An 18,832-nucleotide genomic window follows, 5' to 3' on the forward strand; every position below is an offset into this window, starting at 1 on the left:
GGTTAATCTTGAAGCTCTTTCCACGCCGCATGATGGTTGTCTTCTTTGCTTAATACCAATATTTCGGTGTTAGCGATCCTATCTTGCAATGACTGCTTTGATTTGAAATCGAATAACACTAACAATGTGCCTAATCCGCCGAATGAACACACTAGGCGCAACAATGCTCGACTATAACCAAAAGGTTTTTCATTAGTGCTAAATAATCGCAGTCGCCACGCTCTCATACCTATAGTTTGACCGCCATTACGCCAAAACCACAAGAAAAAGCCTACAATCCATAAACCTACCCAAACTTGGAGGATTAGTTTGTAGGCAAAGGAATGCTGCATTAGCTCACTAAAACCTTCATAACCTTGATTACTCAAGATATTGTTTTCTACTAATATCATCATAGTTACTAACATTATCATAGCAGCACACATACCTACGGCGACAGCTACCAACAGGTCATAAACCATAGCAGCAAGTCTGCGAAAGAAACTTGCTCGAGAGTGTTGTTGGGTTGTAGTTGTCACAGATAAGCCTTGAAAAATAAAACTGATGTTATCAGTAAAGTCGACAAAACATAAACCTTGAATAAATATTACTGCTAACAAAATTTTGATTATCCATTTTCATCATAAATGTTAATAAATGTATGCCAATACTTACTGAGGATAATCTAGGGGTATCGTTAAATAGTGTTACTTACAACATGAAATTTACAAAAGGTTAATTTTAAATCACATTTGGTAATACCAATATGTATTGATTGGTTGACAATTTGAGTGTGATTGGTTATTTTCATGCAGTAAGCCTGATTGGTTCGTCATCTTGATAAGACATTGTGCTTTGTTTATTTGGGGCCAGTTGTGGGTTAAATGATAATTAATTAGTTAGATTTAGTGGAGTACTTTATGACAATGAAAGGCAAAGTGGCAATTGTTGCTGGCGGCGGCAGAGATATAGGCCGAGCTTGTGCAATAGAGTTAGCACAACGTGGTGCCAACGTAGTAATTACCTACCATTCAAGTAAAACAACAGCCCAAAGCGCAGTAGCAGAAATTGAAGCTTTTGGCGGTAAAGCACTAGCTCTTCAGGCAGATTTGACTGATCAAACAAGTGTTGATGTAACTGTAAAAGCAACGCTAGATACCTTCGGTAAAATTGACTGCCTTGTTCATGTTTCTGGTGGTTTAATAGCCCGGATTAAAATTGCAGATATGAGTATCGAGCATTGGAACAATGTTATGAACTTGAATATGACATCTTTGTTTATGATGTCTAAAGCCTGTATCCCCCATTTAGGTGCGGGTAGTTCAATTGTTACATTAGCATCTCAAGCCGGTCGTGATGGCGGCGGCGGCGGCGCGGTTGCTTATGCAAGCTCTAAAGGTGCAGTTATGACATTTACACGAGGCTTGGCCAAAGAGCTCGGCCCTGATATTCGAGTAAACGGCGTGTGCCCAGGCATGATCAGTACTGGATTTCACGATACGTTCACACCAGGTGAAGTACGTGAGAAAGTAGCCGGCATGACCTGTGCAAAACGTGAAGGAACATCAGAAGAAGTAGCGAAACTAGTGGGGTTCTTGGCTTCAGATGAGTCTTCATATATGACAGGTAACAATATTGATATTAATGGCGGAATGCTTTTCTCATAAGAGATAACAACTAACTAATAATAAAAGTAGAATATTAGCTACTGTACCCTGCAAGGCCATGTTGATACATGGCCTTTTTTATGGCCTGTATATTACCAATACCAATTGCCTATATGCAGGTACAACCCTCAAGTCATATTTTCGGAGTGTAGAAAATTCTAAACAAAAGATGTCAGAAATAATATTTTGGTTGCAACAGAATGATTGAAATTGGATTTGTTATACATGGAGTAAAGTTGTATTTCTATAAGGCACCTTTTAGGTGCCTTATAGAAAATATTTTTAAGAAACTAAATGGCTGAGGGAATATAAATCACGAGTTTGACTAGTTTGTCTTCTCACTTCTTCTAAGGCTTTTGCTTCACTGGCCTCAAATAACGCATTAATAAGTCGATTAAAATGCAAGTGCATCGCTGCTCTTGCTGCTTGTGAGTTTCGATTTTGCAATGCATTGTAGATTGCTCTGTGTTCGTCTAACCTTTTAACATCACTTTGGCTACATACGCCTTTATATGCCAATTTGACTGTTGGACTGGTTTCACGCATCGTCCACAAGCTATTTACCGCCATCAAAATTGCGCTGTTACGCGTAGCTGTTGATATAATCAAATGAAATTCTTTATCAGCAGCTTCTGGGTTGGCACCTTTCTCCATCTCAGTGAGTGTTTGATTTAATCGGATAAGTTCTTCTTCTGAAATGGTGGTAGCGGCAAGCGCAGCTGCTTCACCTTCTATCAATGCCCTTGCCTGAGTAAGTTCAAACGCACTAATATTTTGATGAATATTTTTATTTTTGGGATTTTCTAATACATAAACACCTGAACCAGTTTTTACTTCTACTTGTTCAAGTACTTCTAGGGCAATAATTGCTTCTCGAATAGTCGGACGGCTTACTTCAAAATTCTCAGCAAGCTCTCTTTCTGGCGGAAGTCTACTACCTGCAGGGTATTGTCCAGAATCAATAAGTGATTCAATCCTTTCGACAATAGTCCAAAACAAACGCCTATTCTTCATCCTCAATTCCTCTCTTATCTGTACATAAACTTATAATATATCGAACTGGTATATCACTTCAGTTTTATTTTAACGTTATACCATAATGTTTGCTTAATACCAAATTGGTAACATTCAATTAACGAATTTGGTTATTACCAATAAAACATATATTGGTAATAAATCAAATGTTAAATTGGTTAATATTTGTTTGACATTGTATTTAACTATTGGTTACATTGTGCTGTCTGTACATAAAAACGCAATGCGAGAACACACATGATCAAACTAAATAAGGTAAGTAGCGCGATGGAAAACGGCAAGTTTAGCCGGGTACTTAGCAAAACAGTATACACCTCTACGTTAGCTTGCATGATGGCGATCCCTATAATGGCGCAAGAAAGCGATACCGCACCTGCAGTTGACGATGCAACCGAGGTGATCGAAGTAAAAGGTATTCGTCAGACGATACAAGATTCAATCAGTATTAAAAGATTATCTACCAGCATTGTTGACGGTTTATCAGCTGATGATATAGGTGACTTACCAGCACTATCTATTGGTGAAGCTCTAGAAACCTTAACCGGTGCCTCGTCTCATCGTGAGCAAGGCGGAGCAACTGAAATTTCTATTCGCGGTTTAGGTCCATTTTTAGGCAGTACAGTGTTTAATGGTCGTGAAGCGGCTAATGGTAGTGGAGACCGTTCTGTTAACTTCTCGCAATTTCCTTCAGAACTTTTCAATAAAATTGCCATATATAAAACTCAAGAAGCTAGCTTAATTGAAGGCGGTGTTTCTGGTCAGATTTCGTTAGAAACTGTTAAACCATTGGATTATGGTAAAACTCGTTTTCAAGCCCAAGTTAAAGGCAATTGGAATCCTGGTGAAAGTGATATAAATAATAGTGCGCAAGACTTCGGTTCTAGGATCACAGCAAGTTTTGTTGATCAATACGAAACGGATAACATTGGAGATATTGGTTTCTCTATTGGTGTGCAAAAAGATCTTAAATCCAACCCAGAACAAGAAGCCCGTACTACCAGTGGCTGGGCTAGTTGTAAAATTGATCCAAGCGACACAGGTAGCGGTCTTTATAATTCAGGTGATTGTGGCAGTAGTGGTACCAATAATTTAAATTTGGAAGTTGATCCTGCTACTGGTGTTGCACCAGATCAGGGTGTTCCGTATATATTTGTACCTAGCTCCTATTCTTACCGTCAAAATATTACAGAAGACGACCGAGAGTCGATTTTCGCGGCAGTACAATGGCGTCCATCTGAAACATTCGAAGTTAATATCGATGCGCAATATTCAGACCGAGTGTTTCAAGAAACCAGAAATGACTTTTTGTTTCCTAATTCCAGAAGACCCGATTCAGCCAATGTTTCACGGGATGGGCAATTACCAGTAGATCTAGTGATTACAGATGAGGGCTCCCTAGTTTCTGCTACTTACTTACAAAGACCAGAAACCATAAGCGCGTTTCAAGAAAGAATGGAAGAGTATAAAGGTGGTGGCATCTCATTTATCTATGATGTGAGTGATGTATTGTCAATTTCATCAGATTTTTCAGTTTCCAAAACTGAACGTCGCGAAAATATCTATGAAACTCGTTTGCGTACTAGTAACACTGATATCAATGGTAATTCGGTTTCGGGTACAGATGCTAATGGTTATGCTGAGGCGGCTATTGTCGTAGGGCAAGATGGGTCTCTGATCCCACTTATGACTTTACGTAATTTTGATGTAAATAATGCAGAAGCTTTTGCGAATGCAAGTGAAGTACGTACAAGGGTTGATACCAATCAATTTCGCAATAATACTATCACTGCATTTAGAACTGATTTTGAATACTTAACTGATAGCGAAGTAATCAGTCAGATAAAAGGTGGCGTGCGATACTCAAAGTTGGAATATGTTGGTTATCCTCGTACTCGTGAAGAATATACCGATTTCAATGACGCTGATGCTTTGAAAGCGGGGATCACAAATTGTAAAAATGACAGTTTTCCAGAAAGTGGTTTTTTGTCTTCTGTAACAGGTGGACAGCCTCTTTTCACTAACCTTGATGATGATGGCAATGTTATTGCACAAGGTACAGGTAATACTTACGCCACGTTCGACCCACTATGTATCGCCACCATGTCTATCGGTTCAGCGCCAGTGTTTCCGGATCCCGAGGATACTGTAGCCAAAGTTGATGTGGAAGAAAAAACAACAGCTGTATACCTTCAAGCCGATTACGACACGCTTATTGGAGACTATGGGGTTCGTGGGAACTTTGGTATACGTTATGTCACAACCGATGTGACTTCTCTTGGCCTAAGAGGGCCATTGGAAACAACCACCGCGATAAACCAAGAGGGTTTAGAAGTCATCACTAGTATCGATTTGGTCAGTGGTGCTGAGCTAATTGAGGTTGCTGGCGGTAGTAGTTATTCAGAATTGTTACCTAGCTTAAATGTGGTTGTAGACGTAAGTGATGATGTGTTGTTAAGGGGGGCCGTATATAGAGCTCTTTCTCGACCTTCCCCTTCTGATATGGGCTTTGGCCGTTCGTTTAATGGTCTTGCAGATGAAAGCGAGGAAGTTGAGTCAATTGACGTAGCCATAGGCACAGCTACTGCTAACGGTAACCCAAATATTAAACCTTTCACATCTTGGAACGCTGATGTAGCCATTGAATGGTATCCGAATGAAGATACCATTTTAGCTTTCGGAACTTATTATAAAAGTTTTGAAGGTGGTTTTGAAAACGTATCTACAACAGAAACATTCACAGTTGATGGGCAAGAGCTAGATACGCTAGTAACTGTTCAACAAACTAACAACGATACTAGTGCCATTTATGGTGTGGAAATGACAGCAACACATGCTTTCTCATACTTACCGAGTATTTGGAGTAACTTTGGCGTTAAGTTGAGTTATAACTGGGCAGATTCTGACTTTGAAGTAGAAGACACTAATTTTGGTTCGTCTAATATTGTTGCAGCAGATGGCACGGTAATACAACGAGTTGGCATAGTAGACCCAGCTGAAATATTCGGTTTCTCAGACACTGTTATGTCAGGACAGTTTTATTATCAAGATGGCGGCTTTAATGCCCAGCTAATATACAAATACAGAAGTGAGTACTTTCAACAGTACTTATCTACTCCTGGTAATTTAAGATACGTTGGCTCCACTGGTGTTTATGAAGCCCGTGTTAGCTATAAAGTTAATAAAAATCTAAAAGTGTCTGTTGAGGCCATTAACTTGTTTGATGAACCTAAAAGACAATTTATTCCATCTCCTAATAACTTTGGTGAGATTAATGTTTACGGACCTCGTATTTATGTCGGGATCCAATACAAACTTTAGCAATGGGCTCTCTTTAGTTAATGCATGAGAGCTTGTTTCTAGTTCGATTTACACTCTCAAAATTTCAATTTATTAGTAACATGAGTAATATTATGCAACGCAGTTTTTCTTTAATCGTTTTTACCTATGTGGCTATTGTTTTATTTAGCCAAAATACATTTGCCAGTGAATATTTAGTAAAGACTCAGAATGAGTACAAGGAGGTCTCAAGTAAACTAAAAGCTGGAGATGACGTGGTGCTGGCCAACGGAATTTGGATAGACTTTGAAATTCTATTCAAAGCCAAGGGGACCGAAAAACAGCCCGTCACCTTGAGAGCTGAAACGCCAGGCCAGGTTATCTTGTCCGGTTTATCAAACTTACGTTTAGCTGGTGAGTATTTAGTTGTATCTGGCTTAGTGTTTAAAGACGGTTATACGCCTACTGGTGAAGTGATTTCATTCCGTAGCAATGAAGACGATTTAGCTAACCATAGTCGTGTAACTGAAGTGGTGATTGATAACTACAGCAACCCTGAAAAGTTTGAGCAAGATAAATGGGTAGTTATGTATGGTAAGCATAACCGTTTTGATCACAGTAATTTAGTCGGCAAAAAGAACGCCGGTGTCACAATGGCTGTGCGCTTAAACACTGCAGAAAGTCAGCAAAACCACCATCGTATTGACCACAACTATTTTGGCCCACGACCTATCTTAGGCTCAAATGGCGGTGAAACTTTGCGAATTGGTACCAGTCATTATTCACTCACTGATTCTTTCACTACTATCGAAAATAACTACTTTGACCGTTGTAATGGTGAAGTAGAAATCATTTCTAACAAGTCGGGTAAAAACCAAATACTGAATAACGTGTTTTTCGAATCTCGCGGTACTCTAACCCTACGTCATGGCAATGGTAACTTAGTGGAAGGAAACGTGTTTTTTGGTAACGGTGTTGATCATACCGGCGGTATTCGCGTCATTAACAGCGACCAAATCATTCGTAACAACTATATGGAAGGTTTAACTGGCTACCGTTTTGGTAGTGGTTTTACTATTATGAACGGTGTCCCCAACTCTACAATAAATCGTTATCATCAAGTCGATAATGCCCTGATAGAAAACAATACTTTAGTTAATGTCGATCACGTTCATTTTGCGGCAGGAAGCGACGCAGAGCGCAGTGCAACGCCTATCAATAGTAAATTTCAAAACAACCTTATTTTTAGCAATAAAAACACCGATGGCATTAGTATTTTTGATGATATCAGTGGTGTGACATTTAGCGGTAACTTGTTATCTGAAGGGATTAATCCTTCGATAAGTGAGGGGTTCAAGGTGACTCCACTTAAAATGCAGCGAGCTAAAAATGGTTTGTTGTACCCTGAAGAAAATATGCAAAATGTAGGTGCAGGTAAGACCCTAACTCCAATACAAAAAGATCAAGTCGGTGCGAGTTATTACCCTAAGACTGAACCTGATGTAGCCTTTGATTCTGGTAAAGTTACTCAAGTTAAACCTACTGAAAATGCACTTTTTAACGCAATCAATAATGCAAGCTCTGGTGACGTTCTGATTTTAGAAAATGGTAACTACAACATTGGAAAAGTTATCAAATTAGATAAAACCATCACCATTAAGGCTAAAAATAGAAAACACGTTACCTTATATCCTGCTCGTTCTACTTTTGTAGATATCAATAATTTTGGCAGCCTGAAGTTAGTTAATTTAATTATTAGCGGTAAACGCGCACCAGACTCAGCAGGTAACACCCTAATACGTACATCTAGAGTGCCAATGCAGCGTAATTTTCGTTTAGAAATTACAGGAAGCATTATCGAAGATTTAGACGTTAATCATTCATTTCACCTTTTTGACGCCGGGCATAGAAGTTTTGCTGATTATATAAAAATCACCAAAACCACAATGAGTAATATTAGCGGTGACATTATGCGCCTGAATAAAGAAACAGATGATTTAGGTATTTACAATGCAGAGTACATCTACTTCAACGATAATTTGCTAGAAAACGTTGAGGGTGCTGTGGCTAAGGTATACAGAGGTGGTACAGATGAAAGCACCTTTGGACCACATTTTATTATGAGTGGTAATCTGCTTAAAAATGTAGGTAATGGAAAGCGCAATAAAAATGCTGCTTCGGTATATCTGCATGGTGTGCAAGTTGCACAAATCAGTGAAAACCAATTGTTTGATTCAGCACCGATAGACATTGAACATACAGTGGGTGAGCCAGTAACAGCGGTAATCAATAATGAGATGACTAACACTAGTGCTCCTAAAGTAGTTGAACTAATAGTCAAAGGTCCGCATACCGCCACACTAGAAAATAATATAGTTAAATAATAAAACAAAATTTGACTGACTAATTCAGACAAATATGAACTCTTAAATAGGGAGTGAGTTTTAAGTGTAAAAGCAAGCGATTGTTAATTTGTAGCACCCAATATTGAACATGCTAGGGTATGTAAATAAGCAGGCGTTTTAGTCGATACTTTTAATCCTCACAGTGACGATTTTTTTAGCCGAGTAATACGAGTAGAAGTTTATGAAAATGAAAAATTTACGTTGGTGGGTGATCGCATTAATCGCACTAGCCACCGTTATTAACTATATAGACAGACAAGCACTGAGTGTTCTATGGCCTTATATGGGGAGTGATATTTATCCTGACAAAAGTGCCGATGAATTAAAACAAGTTTTAGGAACGGTAAGCGTTGTATTTTTATTCTCATATGCGATAGGTCAGGCAGTATTCGGCAAAATTTTTGACTGGATTGGTACTCGACTAGGTTTTGTTTTATCTATTGGCGTATGGTCTTTAGCAACAGCATTACATGCATTTGCTCAAGGCGTTTTAACCTTTAGTATTTTTCGAGCAATTCTAGGTTTATCAGAAGCAGGTAACTGGCCTGGTGCTGCAAAAGCTAACGCCGAATGGTTTCCAAGTAAAGAGCGTGCTTTAGCACAAGGCATCTTTAATTCGGGCGCAGCGATTGGTGGTATTATTTCAGTGCCACTCATTGCATATTTAGCGCTATTCTTTAGTTGGAAAATTATTTTTGTCTTAATAGGCGTAGTGGGTCTTTTATGGTTGATCCCATGGTTAGTGCTAGTTAAAGCCCCACCAATTAAGCATCCTTGGATAACAGAGGAAGAGCGCGAATATATCTTATCAGGCCAAAAAGCTGTTACTACTGAAGCAGGCGAAATAAAACTAGAAGAGTATGTACCAAGCTACGGTGAGATGTTACGCCGTAAAGAAAGCTGGGGCGTAATTATTGCTACTGCTGCAATTGACCCCATTTGGTGGCTATTTATTGTTTGGATACCAACCTACCTTGTAGAAGTTTACAGTATGGACGTTAAAGGCTTAGCAATCATTGGTTGGGTTCCCTATGTAGGTGCTATGTTCGGCGCTTGGTTTGGTGGTCTATTATCTCAAAACCGAATTAAAGCGGGTTGGAGCGTTAACAAAACGCGTAAAGCCGTTATCGTGTTAGGTTGTTTAATAATGCTACCTGCATTGTTACTGTTATCTAATCCTGGTAGTGCAAACACTGCGGTTCTTATTATGGCTGCAATATTATTTGGTTTCCAAACCTCGATTGGTAGTATTCAAACATTACCAAGTGATATGTTAGGTAAAGACAGTGTAGGTTCATTATCTGGTTTCGCTGGTATGGCTGCTAAATTTTCTGCTGCAGGGTTAACTGCAATGGTGCCATTTTTGACTGCGGGCGCAAATTACCAAAATGTATTCATTCTTGGTGCGGTGTTGGCTTCTATCGTAATGGTAAGTATTTTATTCCTTTGCCCTAAAATAGAGCCACTAAAAAGTAACAAGTAAAAAGATAATTTTAATTAGGGTTCGCAAGTCATTACTTGCGAACAAGATCCAAGGTTTATCATGCAAAAAATAGTATTAATGGGCGAATGTATGTTGGAACTTCGTCAAGCAAAAGATGGGTTAATGAATCAGTCTTTTGCTGGTGATACCTTCAATACTGCCGTCTATATGAAGCGAACATTTGCTCAGCAAGATATCGCTTTTATGACAGCTGTTGGGCAAGACACCATTAGTCAACAAATGGTCTCTAGATGCAGTTCAGAAAATCTTAACAACCAGCATATCTTTGCCAAGAGCGACAGAAACCCTGGTATTTATTTAGTGCAAACTGATGAGCAGGGCGAACGTTCATTTTTGTATTGGCGTGATAGTTCTGCTGCCAAACAGGTGATGCAATATGTCGACCAAGCCGCTATAGATGAACTTTGTAAAGCCGATTTATTCTTCTTCTCTGGTATATCCATTGCGATATTAGAGCCTCAAGACAGAGATGCTTTTTGGGCGATGCTTGAGCAACTAAAAAAAGCGGGTGTGAAAATTGGCTTTGATCCCAATTATCGCCGTCGTCTTTGGAACAGCGCCGATGAAGCCAAAGCAGAGTTTGCCAAGGCTTATGCTGCTAGCGATATCATGATGCCGGGTGTTGATGACTTTAAGCAGCTTTACGACATCGAATCCCTTGAGGACATCCTAGCGTTTTGTCAGCCTTTTGGTATTGCCGAATTGGTGCTTAAAAACGGCCCAGAGAGTGTCTATTGTCAGTTAGATGGTCAACTAACACATGTTGCTATAACACCAGTCACTAATGTAGTGGACACCACCTCTGCAGGTGATTCCTTCAATGGCGTTTATTTAGGTGCTAGGTTGTCTGGGCAAGATATTACATCCTCGGTTAATCTCGCTGCAACTGCAGCGGGCATTGTGATCCAGCATCCAGGAGCTATTGCTCCGGTTGATGCCTTCGATAATATCCATCTATCATAAAATAAAAAGTAGTCTTTTTTTGATAAAGCCATACTGTAATTAGTGCAGTATGGCTTTTTGCATTTATTCTCTAAAAATCCCCGCAATATCATATTGAACATAAATACTGTGAATTTACATTCCACTCTTAAATAAGCCATATTTATTCTAGTACTTTAAATTTTGAGGTTTTTATGACGATTCTCGCGTTTCCTGCTGAACTTAAACCACTGGAAAAGCGTTGTGCTGTGTTACCAGTCAACGTTAAAGCATACAAATTATTGGGTGCTACTGTGCTTGTACAAGCCGGTATCGGCGAACATATCCATGTGACTGATAAAGAATATGTAGCGGCTGGGGCAGAAATTGTGACAACTCGCAGTGAGCTCTTAGCCAAGGCCGATATTGTACCTAGCTTGCACAAGTTAAGTGTAGATGACCTAAGCCACGTAAAACCCGACACACTTATTGTTAGTTACTTAGATCCATTTAATGAGAAGGGTTTTGTAACCAGTTTGTGCGACAAAAACATCACTAGCATTAGCATGGAAATGATCCCGCGCATTAGCCGTTGTCAAAAAATGGATGCCTTAAGTTCCCAGGCCAGTTTGGCGGGTTATGTAATGGTGATGCAAGCAGCAAATCAGCTAGACAGTGTGTTACCCATGATGATGACACCGGCAGGCACCCTTAAGCCCGCTAAAGTATTTGTGATTGGTGCTGGAGTGGCAGGTTTACAGGCTATTGCTACAGCTAAACGTTTAGGAGCCAGTGTAACTGCATTCGATACCCGAACAGTGGTAGCCGAGCAAGTGCAATCACTAGGTGCTAAATTTTTACATATCGATTTAGGTGAAACCGGTGAAACGGGGCAGGGTTACGCTCAGGCTCTTACACCTGAACAAATGTTAATCCAGCAACGTGAACAGGCCAAATGTATTGCCGATTCAGACATAGTGATCACTACGGCTCAGTTGTTTGGGCGCAAACCGCCACTGTTGATTGACCAACAAACCGTTGAATTGATGCAGCCAGGTAGTGTGATAGTGGATATGGCTGCCGAAAATGGCGGTAACGTTGAAGGCACTATAGCGGGTGAAATTATTCAGCACCAAGGAGTGACTATCATTGGCACCGGGAGTTGGGCTAATGGTGTGGCCAAACATGCTACGCAAATGTATGCCAACAATCTGTTTAATTTAATCAGCGAATTTTGGAACAAAGAAGACAATGTTTTCAAATTAGATATTGAAGACGAAGTGCAGTCTGGTTGCATCATTACTCATCAAGGGCAAGTCGTGAATGCCATGCTTAAATCTATCTATGCCGCCAATAATTCATCCACAACCGATAAAGAGGAAGCCTAATGGACGCCGTATATTTACTATTTATTTTACTACTGTCGATCTTTGTCGGCTTTGAACTTATCCAAAAAGTCCCTGCTACGTTACATACCCCTTTGATGTCTGGCGCTAATGCTATTTCTGGTATCACAGTTGTAGGTGCACTGGCCTTGGCGGGCAGCGACAGCATGGGAGGATATTCCTCTTATCTAGGGGCATTCGCAGTCTTTTTAGCGACCATAAACGTTGTGGGAGGTTATTTGGTTACTGACCGAATGCTCGCCATGTTTAAGAAAAAGCAGTAGAGAATATTATGATAGAAACAACCACAACCGATCTCATTATCAACTTCAGCTACGTGCTCGCTGCTGCCTTGTTCATTTTTGGCCTAAAGCTGCTTGGACATCCTTCTTCAGCTCGTAAAGGTAACTTGCTCTCTGCCATTGCCATGCTTATTGCCATAGTTGTCACTATGTTTGATAACAATATTGTTAGTTTTCAGATGATAGCCATTGCTATGTTAGCGGGCAGCATACTGGGAGTGTTAGCCGCCAGATTGATAGCCATGACAGCCATGCCTGAAATGGTGTCTTTGCTAAACGGCATCGGCGGCCTTGCCAGTTTATTTGTTGCTTGGGCGACAGTTGAAGCTAACAGTGAATTTAGCGTTTTCACTATGATAGTTACCTTTCTGGCCTTGTTAATTGGCGGCGTAACCTTTTCCGGTAGCCTAATCGCATGGGCAAAACTCAGTGAACGCATTACGGGTCGCTCTGTCACCTTCGCAGGCCAAGCAGTGTTCAATAGCCTGTTGGTATTGGTCATTATTTTTGCTGCATACCTTTTTGTTGCTCAGCCTACTATGTTAGCTGGGGTGAATATCGATTTTAATATGGTGTTGTATACTGCCATGGGTTTAGCGTTGTTATTTGGCATTATGTTGGTATTACCCATAGGCGGCGCAGACATGCCTGTGGTGATATCACTGCTGAATTCTTATTCTGGGCTCGCCGCCTGTGCCGCAGGTTTTGCTCTACATAATAACATTTTGATTGTGGCCGGTTCGCTGGTTGGTGCTAGCGGTATTATCCTTACCAACATCATGTGTAAAGCCATGAACCGCTCGTTAACTAATGTGTTATTCAGCGGCTTTATGCCAGTCACTAAAACCGACATGGTGATAGAAGGAGAAGTTAAGCCTTTATCTGCTGAGGACGCATATTATGTGCTCGAAGCCGCGCAATCGGTAGTTGTTATTCCCGGTTACGGTATGGCAGTTGCCCAAGCGCAACACGCCATGAAAGAGCTACAACAATTGTTAGAAGAAAACGGCGCTGAAGTGGCCTACGCCATTCACCCAGTAGCAGGGCGGATGCCTGGGCACATGAACGTACTATTAGCTGAAGCCGATGTGTCTTATGAACAGTTATTTGAAATGGACGAAATCAACAAACGTATTCAAAACTTTGACGTGGCCATGGTGATTGGCGCCAACGACGTGGTTAACCCAGCCGCCCGAGAAATGAAAGGCAGCCCCATTTACGGTATGCCTGTGATTAATGCGGATTTGGCGAAAAACGTGTTTGTGCTTAAACGTGGTATGGCATCGGGTTTTGCCGGTATCGACAACCCGCTGTTTTTCAAACCTAATTGCCGAATGATATTTGGTGATGCCAAAGAAACCTTAGGTCATATGATCCGACAGTTTTCGGACTAAATGACATATTAAAGCTCGCTAATGCCTTTGCTGATTAAAAAGTCAGCAATGAGTCATGATAATGTCACAAAAAACTTGCAAGGCAGGCGCTGCTCGCTATAATGCTCGCCTCTTGACGTTTGGTTCAACCAAACATTAAGTGTTTGCAAAGCCAGTGTGGTGGAATTGGTAGACACGCTAGATTCAAAATCTGGTTTCTTCGGGAGTGGCGGTTCGAGTCCGCCCACTGGTACCACTTTGCAGATAACAATAAACCGACATTTGTCGGTTTTTTTGTGTCTGGGGTTTGGAAGGATGTCTTTTGAGTAGTCATATACACATCCATGATGATCCGCACCCAATCTCAGCGTCCATGCTGAGATGAAAAACTAGGCGATGCAGTGCATCTAAAGAATCTAGCTTTCCCCATGATGATCATCACCCAATCTCGACTTCCTTGTCGAGATGTTCAGTCAGGCGGAGCCGTGCTCCTAAAGAGACTGACTGAACCCACTGGTACCACTTTGCAGATAACATTAAACCGACTTATGTCGGTTTTTTTGTGTCTGAAATTCGGCGGGTGTTTGAAGGTGGAATTCACCTTTTGGGTTAGTTATTACCAAAAGTGCATGCGCTGCGCTTACTGGCGTCCATGCCAGTTTTTGACTCGAATCCTTTCGAGCCAGTTACTCTTTTTTCTGCAGCAAAAAAAGAGTAACCAGAAAAACGCCGCTCGAGGGCAAAGCTCTTCATCCAATAATTGATTCCATTTTGCAGGTCGCGCTGAGCCGTTCCAGACGGCGCACCGCTCAATCGCCTGTCCATGGCGATTGACCCACAAAATGGAATCAATTATTGGCGAGCTTTGAGTCGAGGGTAGATCAAGTGCATCGGCTTTGCCGACTAAGAGATTTTGGTTGCTTCGCAATTTATTAACATGGGTGGCTTGGTAATTCACTGCTTCGCAATTTATTAACATGGGTGGCTTGGTAATTCACTATTGGAATAACACAATTGAGCGCTTGGATAGCTTGAAGGCCGGTAAATTTGCTGATCAAGTTGCGGAACTTCAGTTAGCAATTAACCAATCAATGGATTGAGTGGAGCGCTGCCTAAGTGCGTCTCACGGTAAATAGTGCTTGGCCGTAAGTGTTTGAAGCAATACTCTCAGTGCCAAGCTTCAAACTCGGTTCTTGGCCAGTTTGCTGAAAGTTCAGGTACCAGAAACTTACCTGAGAAATTGATCATCACTGTAAAGGCTTCCATGTCGCTACTTTGCCTCGACAACAATCCTGACACAGGGGCATCCAGTGGGCGGTTTCGGATAACGCCTCCACTTTAAGTAAGTATAGTGTTGCGTTGACCAGTTGAACTCACAGCTCATTTTTGCCATTCGACTTGATAAATTATTTAGTCCGCTTTGGGCGTGAAGCAGTGGTGCATCTAGGTCTGCTTTTGGCGGACCTAAACAAATAGACTCTATTAAACTATTGATATAATACTTCAGTTAACCCTGTCCCCAGTTTTATTGAAAATATTATGCCTATTTTAATTTTTACAAATCAATTGGATATAAATATAAGAAAACACTCTGCAAATTCTTTGCATAGCACTCACAGAGCAATAATAAAAGCCAACGACTACTTGGTAAATTTATTCAGATGGATAAGCAACTCACGTCCAGTTGTCATCACTACGTCAGGCTTACCGTCTTCATTAATATCTTCAATTAATGCATCTTGAGAGATAAATGGGATACGCACTGAAGGTCCAAAAGTTTTTCCTTCCTGTTGAAACAATAGCAGTGAATAATCAAAATTCACATTAACTAGGATGTCCAACAAACCATCAGCATTGAAATCTGCAAATCGTGCAGGCCGGTCTTCAAGCTCCACAGAATTATAAGAGTGCCTTACTTCTACAGGCAATGTATCAAGAAAGGTTGAAGTACCACTCAAGGTGTCACCATCAATGCTGTACACAAATAATTCATAGCCTTTGTACCTTTGACCTAGAGCAAAAACAATCTCACTCACACCGTCTCCATTCAGATCCTGAATAGTAAAATTGTACGGAAAACAAGCTCGTTCAGCACTCAGATTACAATCATCATCAACCTGCACTTCCTGGGTTGTAATAAAATCTTTCCCATCAAAACTGACTATTTGTAAATACAAATCCCCAAAAGACCGTCTAATTAAGACAGCCAACTCAGTTTGCCCATCAGAGTCAATGTCACCAACAGCAAAAGCAGTGAGTGATTGTGTATTAGGGATGTCGACGGAAGAATCTCTATCGAAAACGACAAAGTCAAATTCGCCTTGTTCAGATTGCAATCCAAAATGAAGCTCTTTGTATACGTGTTCCAAATTCATAAAAATATCAGGGATTTCATCGCCGTTAAGATCTACAACCTGTGGCCATTTCAGACTAACATTTGGCACTTCTGTGAGCTCAACTTGTGGTCCCAATTCGCCGCTGGGGGAAATGGGCGAATAAACCAGAGCAGATGTTAACCCACGCCCTTCAATAAAAAGCCACTCCGGATTTCCATCCCCCGTAATGTCTGCAAAATTGTGACGACCTCTACTAAGACTAGATTCCAGTTTATTAGTGACTAAATGATCATAACTCCCTTGTTCATTGCGGTTGAATACATACCCACGAGTGCCGGTATTGTGATGTAAAAACAATTCGTGCTTGCCGTCAGCATCTATATCGACAGTCGTCATAGAATTAAGTCTTGTGAAGCGACCATCTACCACCATTTCCTGCCGGTAAGTATCAAATAGCTCTATTTTATTGAACCTCACGGCAATTGAGTCTGTGGATTTGTTGCCAGTATCATCCGTTACCGTAAGTCCAATACAATATTCGCCATATTCACTTACTATGACTGAAGGAGTGGCCGTCTCTTCATTGATAAGTTGAATATTCGATGCATGGGAACTGAAGTTAACTGATAACTGACAGAGATAAGAAGACGCAGGTTCTACATGCCATGAATATGAAAAAGAGTCTCCATCGGCATCAAAGCTGAGTAAGCCAGATAAGGAAACTTTATTACTACCATTGAAATTAACGGCAATGTCATCACCAGCAAAAGCAAAAGGAGGTGTATCGCTTGACGTACCACCTAAATGAACTAGTTCTAGAGGTTTCGCGGCACCGTTTCCATTTTCATCAATAAGTATTTTGAGAATTTGACCATAATCCTCATACTTATGCTCAACAAAAGAGAGTATGGCTTTCGAATTCTGATTGCCGTTAATAATAACTTTACCAGTTCCAATTACATCCGCCAGGCAATAGCTACGGTCGGATGCTACGCAGACTAAATCGGTATTGGTTTCAACATCTATAAAACCTTGATCAGACAAATATAATCGGCCTTGTATATTGAGCCCAATCTCATTGGTCAGCGACCTACTATCGTCATACTTTGTTACTTGCTGATAGTTTTCAAACCAGTACTGCTTCCCATTCACGTTGTCGTTGATCTCCAGTGAATGCATGTTAAATGATTCTGTCGCTGTTCCAGGTTCAAGATGGTAGTTTAAATCACCGTGAAGACTAAGGTTTGCTTCTTGATCTCGGAGAGTAACTTTAGAAAACTCAATACTGCCACTTCCCAAATCATCACGATAAAAGTCCCAGTCTTTTATATCAAATGTCACCCCCCCATCTAACACTGTACCGGAGCAGTCGTTATAGTTGGAAAATTCAAGCAGCAAGGTTCCCCTCAGGTTGGCGGCGTTACGATTGTCTGTGAATTTTGCTGTTCCACCGCAACCGCCTATGAGCTGGTCCCCCTCGACGGTGGATTGACCGTCGGAAGAGGCCGTCGCTAATCCAGCTGAAAATACATCTCCAATCAATACATCCACAATCGATTTTGCATTAGCTTCTGTAATGTCGGCTTTAGACTGCAAACCTGAATACAATTGGGTGGAAGGTTGTGATGGAGTTGAAGGTGTATCTGGATTCTTAGTGGTTGAGCCCCCCCCCTCCTCCTCCGCAACCTGAGATAATAAAAGGGTATAGAAAAGACAGGAATACAATGCGATTCATCTCGACATCCTTGTTTATAAAATAAATTAACGGCTAGTACTTCAGCTTCAGGCATAGTTTTACTTTTGGCTTACAACAAGTAACTTTAATTTACGAAGTACATGTTTACGAGATCTTACCCTGTGATGTTTGGTTTGACTAGAAATAGAGTCATTCTATTGAGATATCTTTACGCCATTCTACGAGTTTAAAGAAGCAGTGTATTTAGGGGGACCTTTTAAGGTTCAGAACTTGTAAACCACACGAACTTGTCTGGTTGAAAAGTCCAGAGCCCGAGATTCGCTCATTTGTCCGTTCGACCTGATAAGTTATTTAGTCCGCTTTGGGCGTGAAGCAGACGGTTGCATTGGTCAAGTAATATTTGCGGGGGATATTTCAGGAATTGACCGCATTTCTTCCCCGCCTCATTTTTTCAAATTAAGGAATAGATATCAAACCCTAAAAGCTCGACTGCGACCTATCCCCAGCCCGAGCAAACCCAATGCAAATATGACTAATGTTGATGGCTCAGGTACAGATTGCCTTACCAGTGCCACACCATTTCTGAGTCGGCTAAAATCCGGTTGTCCGGTAGAAACGGCATTATATCCATTGGAAATATTAACGTTGTCTAAGTTACTGCTAGGGGAAGGGCTGATGCCTATGGTGCCGTAACCATCAATATGTGCATACGCAAGGATTTACCAAGCCACCCATAACAATTTGACTAAACATGAAGACAAGCTAGGCTTTGAATAGGAAATAAATCAAAGGATTGATGTCATGCCCCAGCCACGTAGCAGTCAAATTTGTTTATCGGATACTCCTTATTACCATTGTGTTTCCCGTTGTGTACGGCGCTCTTTTTTGTGCGGTGTGGATAGTTATTCAGGCCAGAGTTATGAACATCGTCGGGGGTGGGTTGAACAACGACT

General features: G+C 40.9%; 14 protein-coding genes, 1 tRNA gene and 1 pseudogene. 11 read left to right on the forward strand and 5 right to left on the reverse strand.

Going from position 1 to position 18,832, the window contains the following annotated elements; translation table 11 throughout:
• Positions 1-2: 2 nt before the first annotated feature.
• A complete protein-coding gene (locus GARC_RS22360) occupies positions 3-545 on the reverse strand; it encodes an RDD family protein (RefSeq protein WP_264370929.1) in 543 nt (180 codons plus the stop codon).
• A gap of 354 nt (positions 546-899) precedes the next feature.
• Between GARC_RS22360 and GARC_RS22365 the strand changes: the two genes are divergently transcribed.
• On the forward strand, positions 900-1,646 hold the full coding sequence (locus GARC_RS22365; protein WP_007624794.1) for an SDR family NAD(P)-dependent oxidoreductase: 747 nt from the start codon (positions 900-902) through the stop codon (positions 1,644-1,646).
• Between the two features lie 282 nt (positions 1,647-1,928).
• Here GARC_RS22365 and GARC_RS22370 read toward each other — a convergent pair whose 3' ends face one another.
• On the reverse strand, positions 1,929-2,660 hold the full coding sequence (locus GARC_RS22370) for a FadR/GntR family transcriptional regulator (protein WP_007624795.1): 732 nt from the start codon (positions 2,658-2,660) through the stop codon (positions 1,929-1,931).
• A gap of 258 nt (positions 2,661-2,918) precedes the next feature.
• Here GARC_RS22370 and GARC_RS22375 point away from each other — a divergent pair, with 258 nt between their 5' ends.
• The 8 genes from GARC_RS22375 to GARC_RS22410 all read left to right on the forward strand — a co-directional run bounded on the left by GARC_RS22375 (position 2,919) and on the right by GARC_RS22410 (position 14,103).
• Entirely contained in the window at positions 2,919-5,999 is a 3,081-nt protein-coding gene (locus GARC_RS22375; protein WP_039990323.1) for a TonB-dependent receptor, read from the forward strand.
• Positions 6,000-6,091: 92 nt separating this feature from the next.
• A complete protein-coding gene (locus GARC_RS22380) occupies positions 6,092-8,341 on the forward strand; it encodes a polysaccharide lyase 6 family protein (RefSeq protein WP_007624798.1) in 2,250 nt (749 codons plus the stop codon).
• 202 nt (positions 8,342-8,543) lie between these two features.
• The gene (locus GARC_RS22385) at positions 8,544-9,845 is read left to right on the forward strand and encodes an MFS transporter (protein WP_007624800.1); all 1,302 of its coding nucleotides are present in this window, start codon (positions 8,544-8,546) and stop codon (positions 9,843-9,845) included.
• Positions 9,846-9,905: 60 nt separating this feature from the next.
• A complete protein-coding gene (locus GARC_RS22390; protein WP_007624801.1) occupies positions 9,906-10,829 on the forward strand; it encodes a sugar kinase in 924 nt (307 codons plus the stop codon).
• A gap of 173 nt (positions 10,830-11,002) precedes the next feature.
• Positions 11,003-12,175 carry an NAD(P) transhydrogenase subunit alpha gene (locus tag GARC_RS22395; protein WP_007624803.1) on the forward strand — a complete coding sequence of 391 codons (1,173 nt, stop codon included), beginning with the start codon at positions 11,003-11,005 and terminating at the stop codon, positions 12,173-12,175.
• Positions 12,175-12,456, forward strand: a complete 282-nt coding sequence (locus GARC_RS22400) for an NAD(P) transhydrogenase subunit alpha (protein WP_007624804.1) — start codon at positions 12,175-12,177, stop codon at positions 12,454-12,456. Before GARC_RS22395 ends, GARC_RS22400 begins: the two co-directional genes overlap by 1 nt.
• Positions 12,457-12,464: 8 nt before the next feature.
• On the forward strand, positions 12,465-13,868 hold the full coding sequence (locus tag GARC_RS22405; RefSeq protein WP_007624806.1) for an NAD(P)(+) transhydrogenase (Re/Si-specific) subunit beta: 1,404 nt from the start codon (positions 12,465-12,467) through the stop codon (positions 13,866-13,868).
• Positions 13,869-14,018: 150 nt separating this feature from the next.
• A tRNA-Leu gene (locus GARC_RS22410) sits at positions 14,019-14,103 on the forward strand.
• A gap of 353 nt (positions 14,104-14,456) precedes the next feature.
• Here GARC_RS22410 and GARC_RS26965 read toward each other — a convergent pair.
• The 3 genes from GARC_RS26965 to GARC_RS27795 all read right to left on the reverse strand — a co-directional run bounded on the left by GARC_RS26965 (position 14,457) and on the right by GARC_RS27795 (position 18,454).
• Positions 14,457-14,660, reverse strand: coding sequence for a hypothetical protein (locus tag GARC_RS26965; protein WP_039990326.1), 204 nt, complete (start codon positions 14,658-14,660; stop codon positions 14,457-14,459).
• An 827-nt stretch (positions 14,661-15,487) separates the two neighbouring features.
• Positions 15,488-17,581 (reverse strand): FG-GAP repeat domain-containing protein, encoded by a 2,094-nt coding sequence (locus tag GARC_RS22420; protein WP_153811006.1) that lies wholly within the window; start codon positions 17,579-17,581, stop codon positions 15,488-15,490.
• A 768-nt stretch (positions 17,582-18,349) separates the two neighbouring features.
• Positions 18,350-18,454, reverse strand: a complete 105-nt coding sequence (locus GARC_RS27795; RefSeq protein ID WP_161603943.1) for a PEP-CTERM sorting domain-containing protein — start codon at positions 18,452-18,454, stop codon at positions 18,350-18,352.
• On the opposite strand from GARC_RS27795, the gene GARC_RS26970 reads away from it, so the two are divergent.
• The gene (locus GARC_RS26970) at positions 18,408-18,572 is read left to right on the forward strand and encodes a hypothetical protein (RefSeq protein WP_007624820.1); all 165 of its coding nucleotides are present in this window, start codon (positions 18,408-18,410) and stop codon (positions 18,570-18,572) included. The genes GARC_RS27795 and GARC_RS26970 overlap by 47 nt on opposite strands.
• Positions 18,573-18,680: 108 nt before the next feature.
• Positions 18,681-18,832: pseudogene (locus GARC_RS26850) on the forward strand (transposase); the annotation flags it as partial.

The sequence above is a fragment of the Paraglaciecola arctica BSs20135 genome (assembly GCF_000314995.1).
Taxonomy (GTDB): Bacteria; Pseudomonadota; Gammaproteobacteria; order Enterobacterales; family Alteromonadaceae; genus Paraglaciecola; species Paraglaciecola arctica.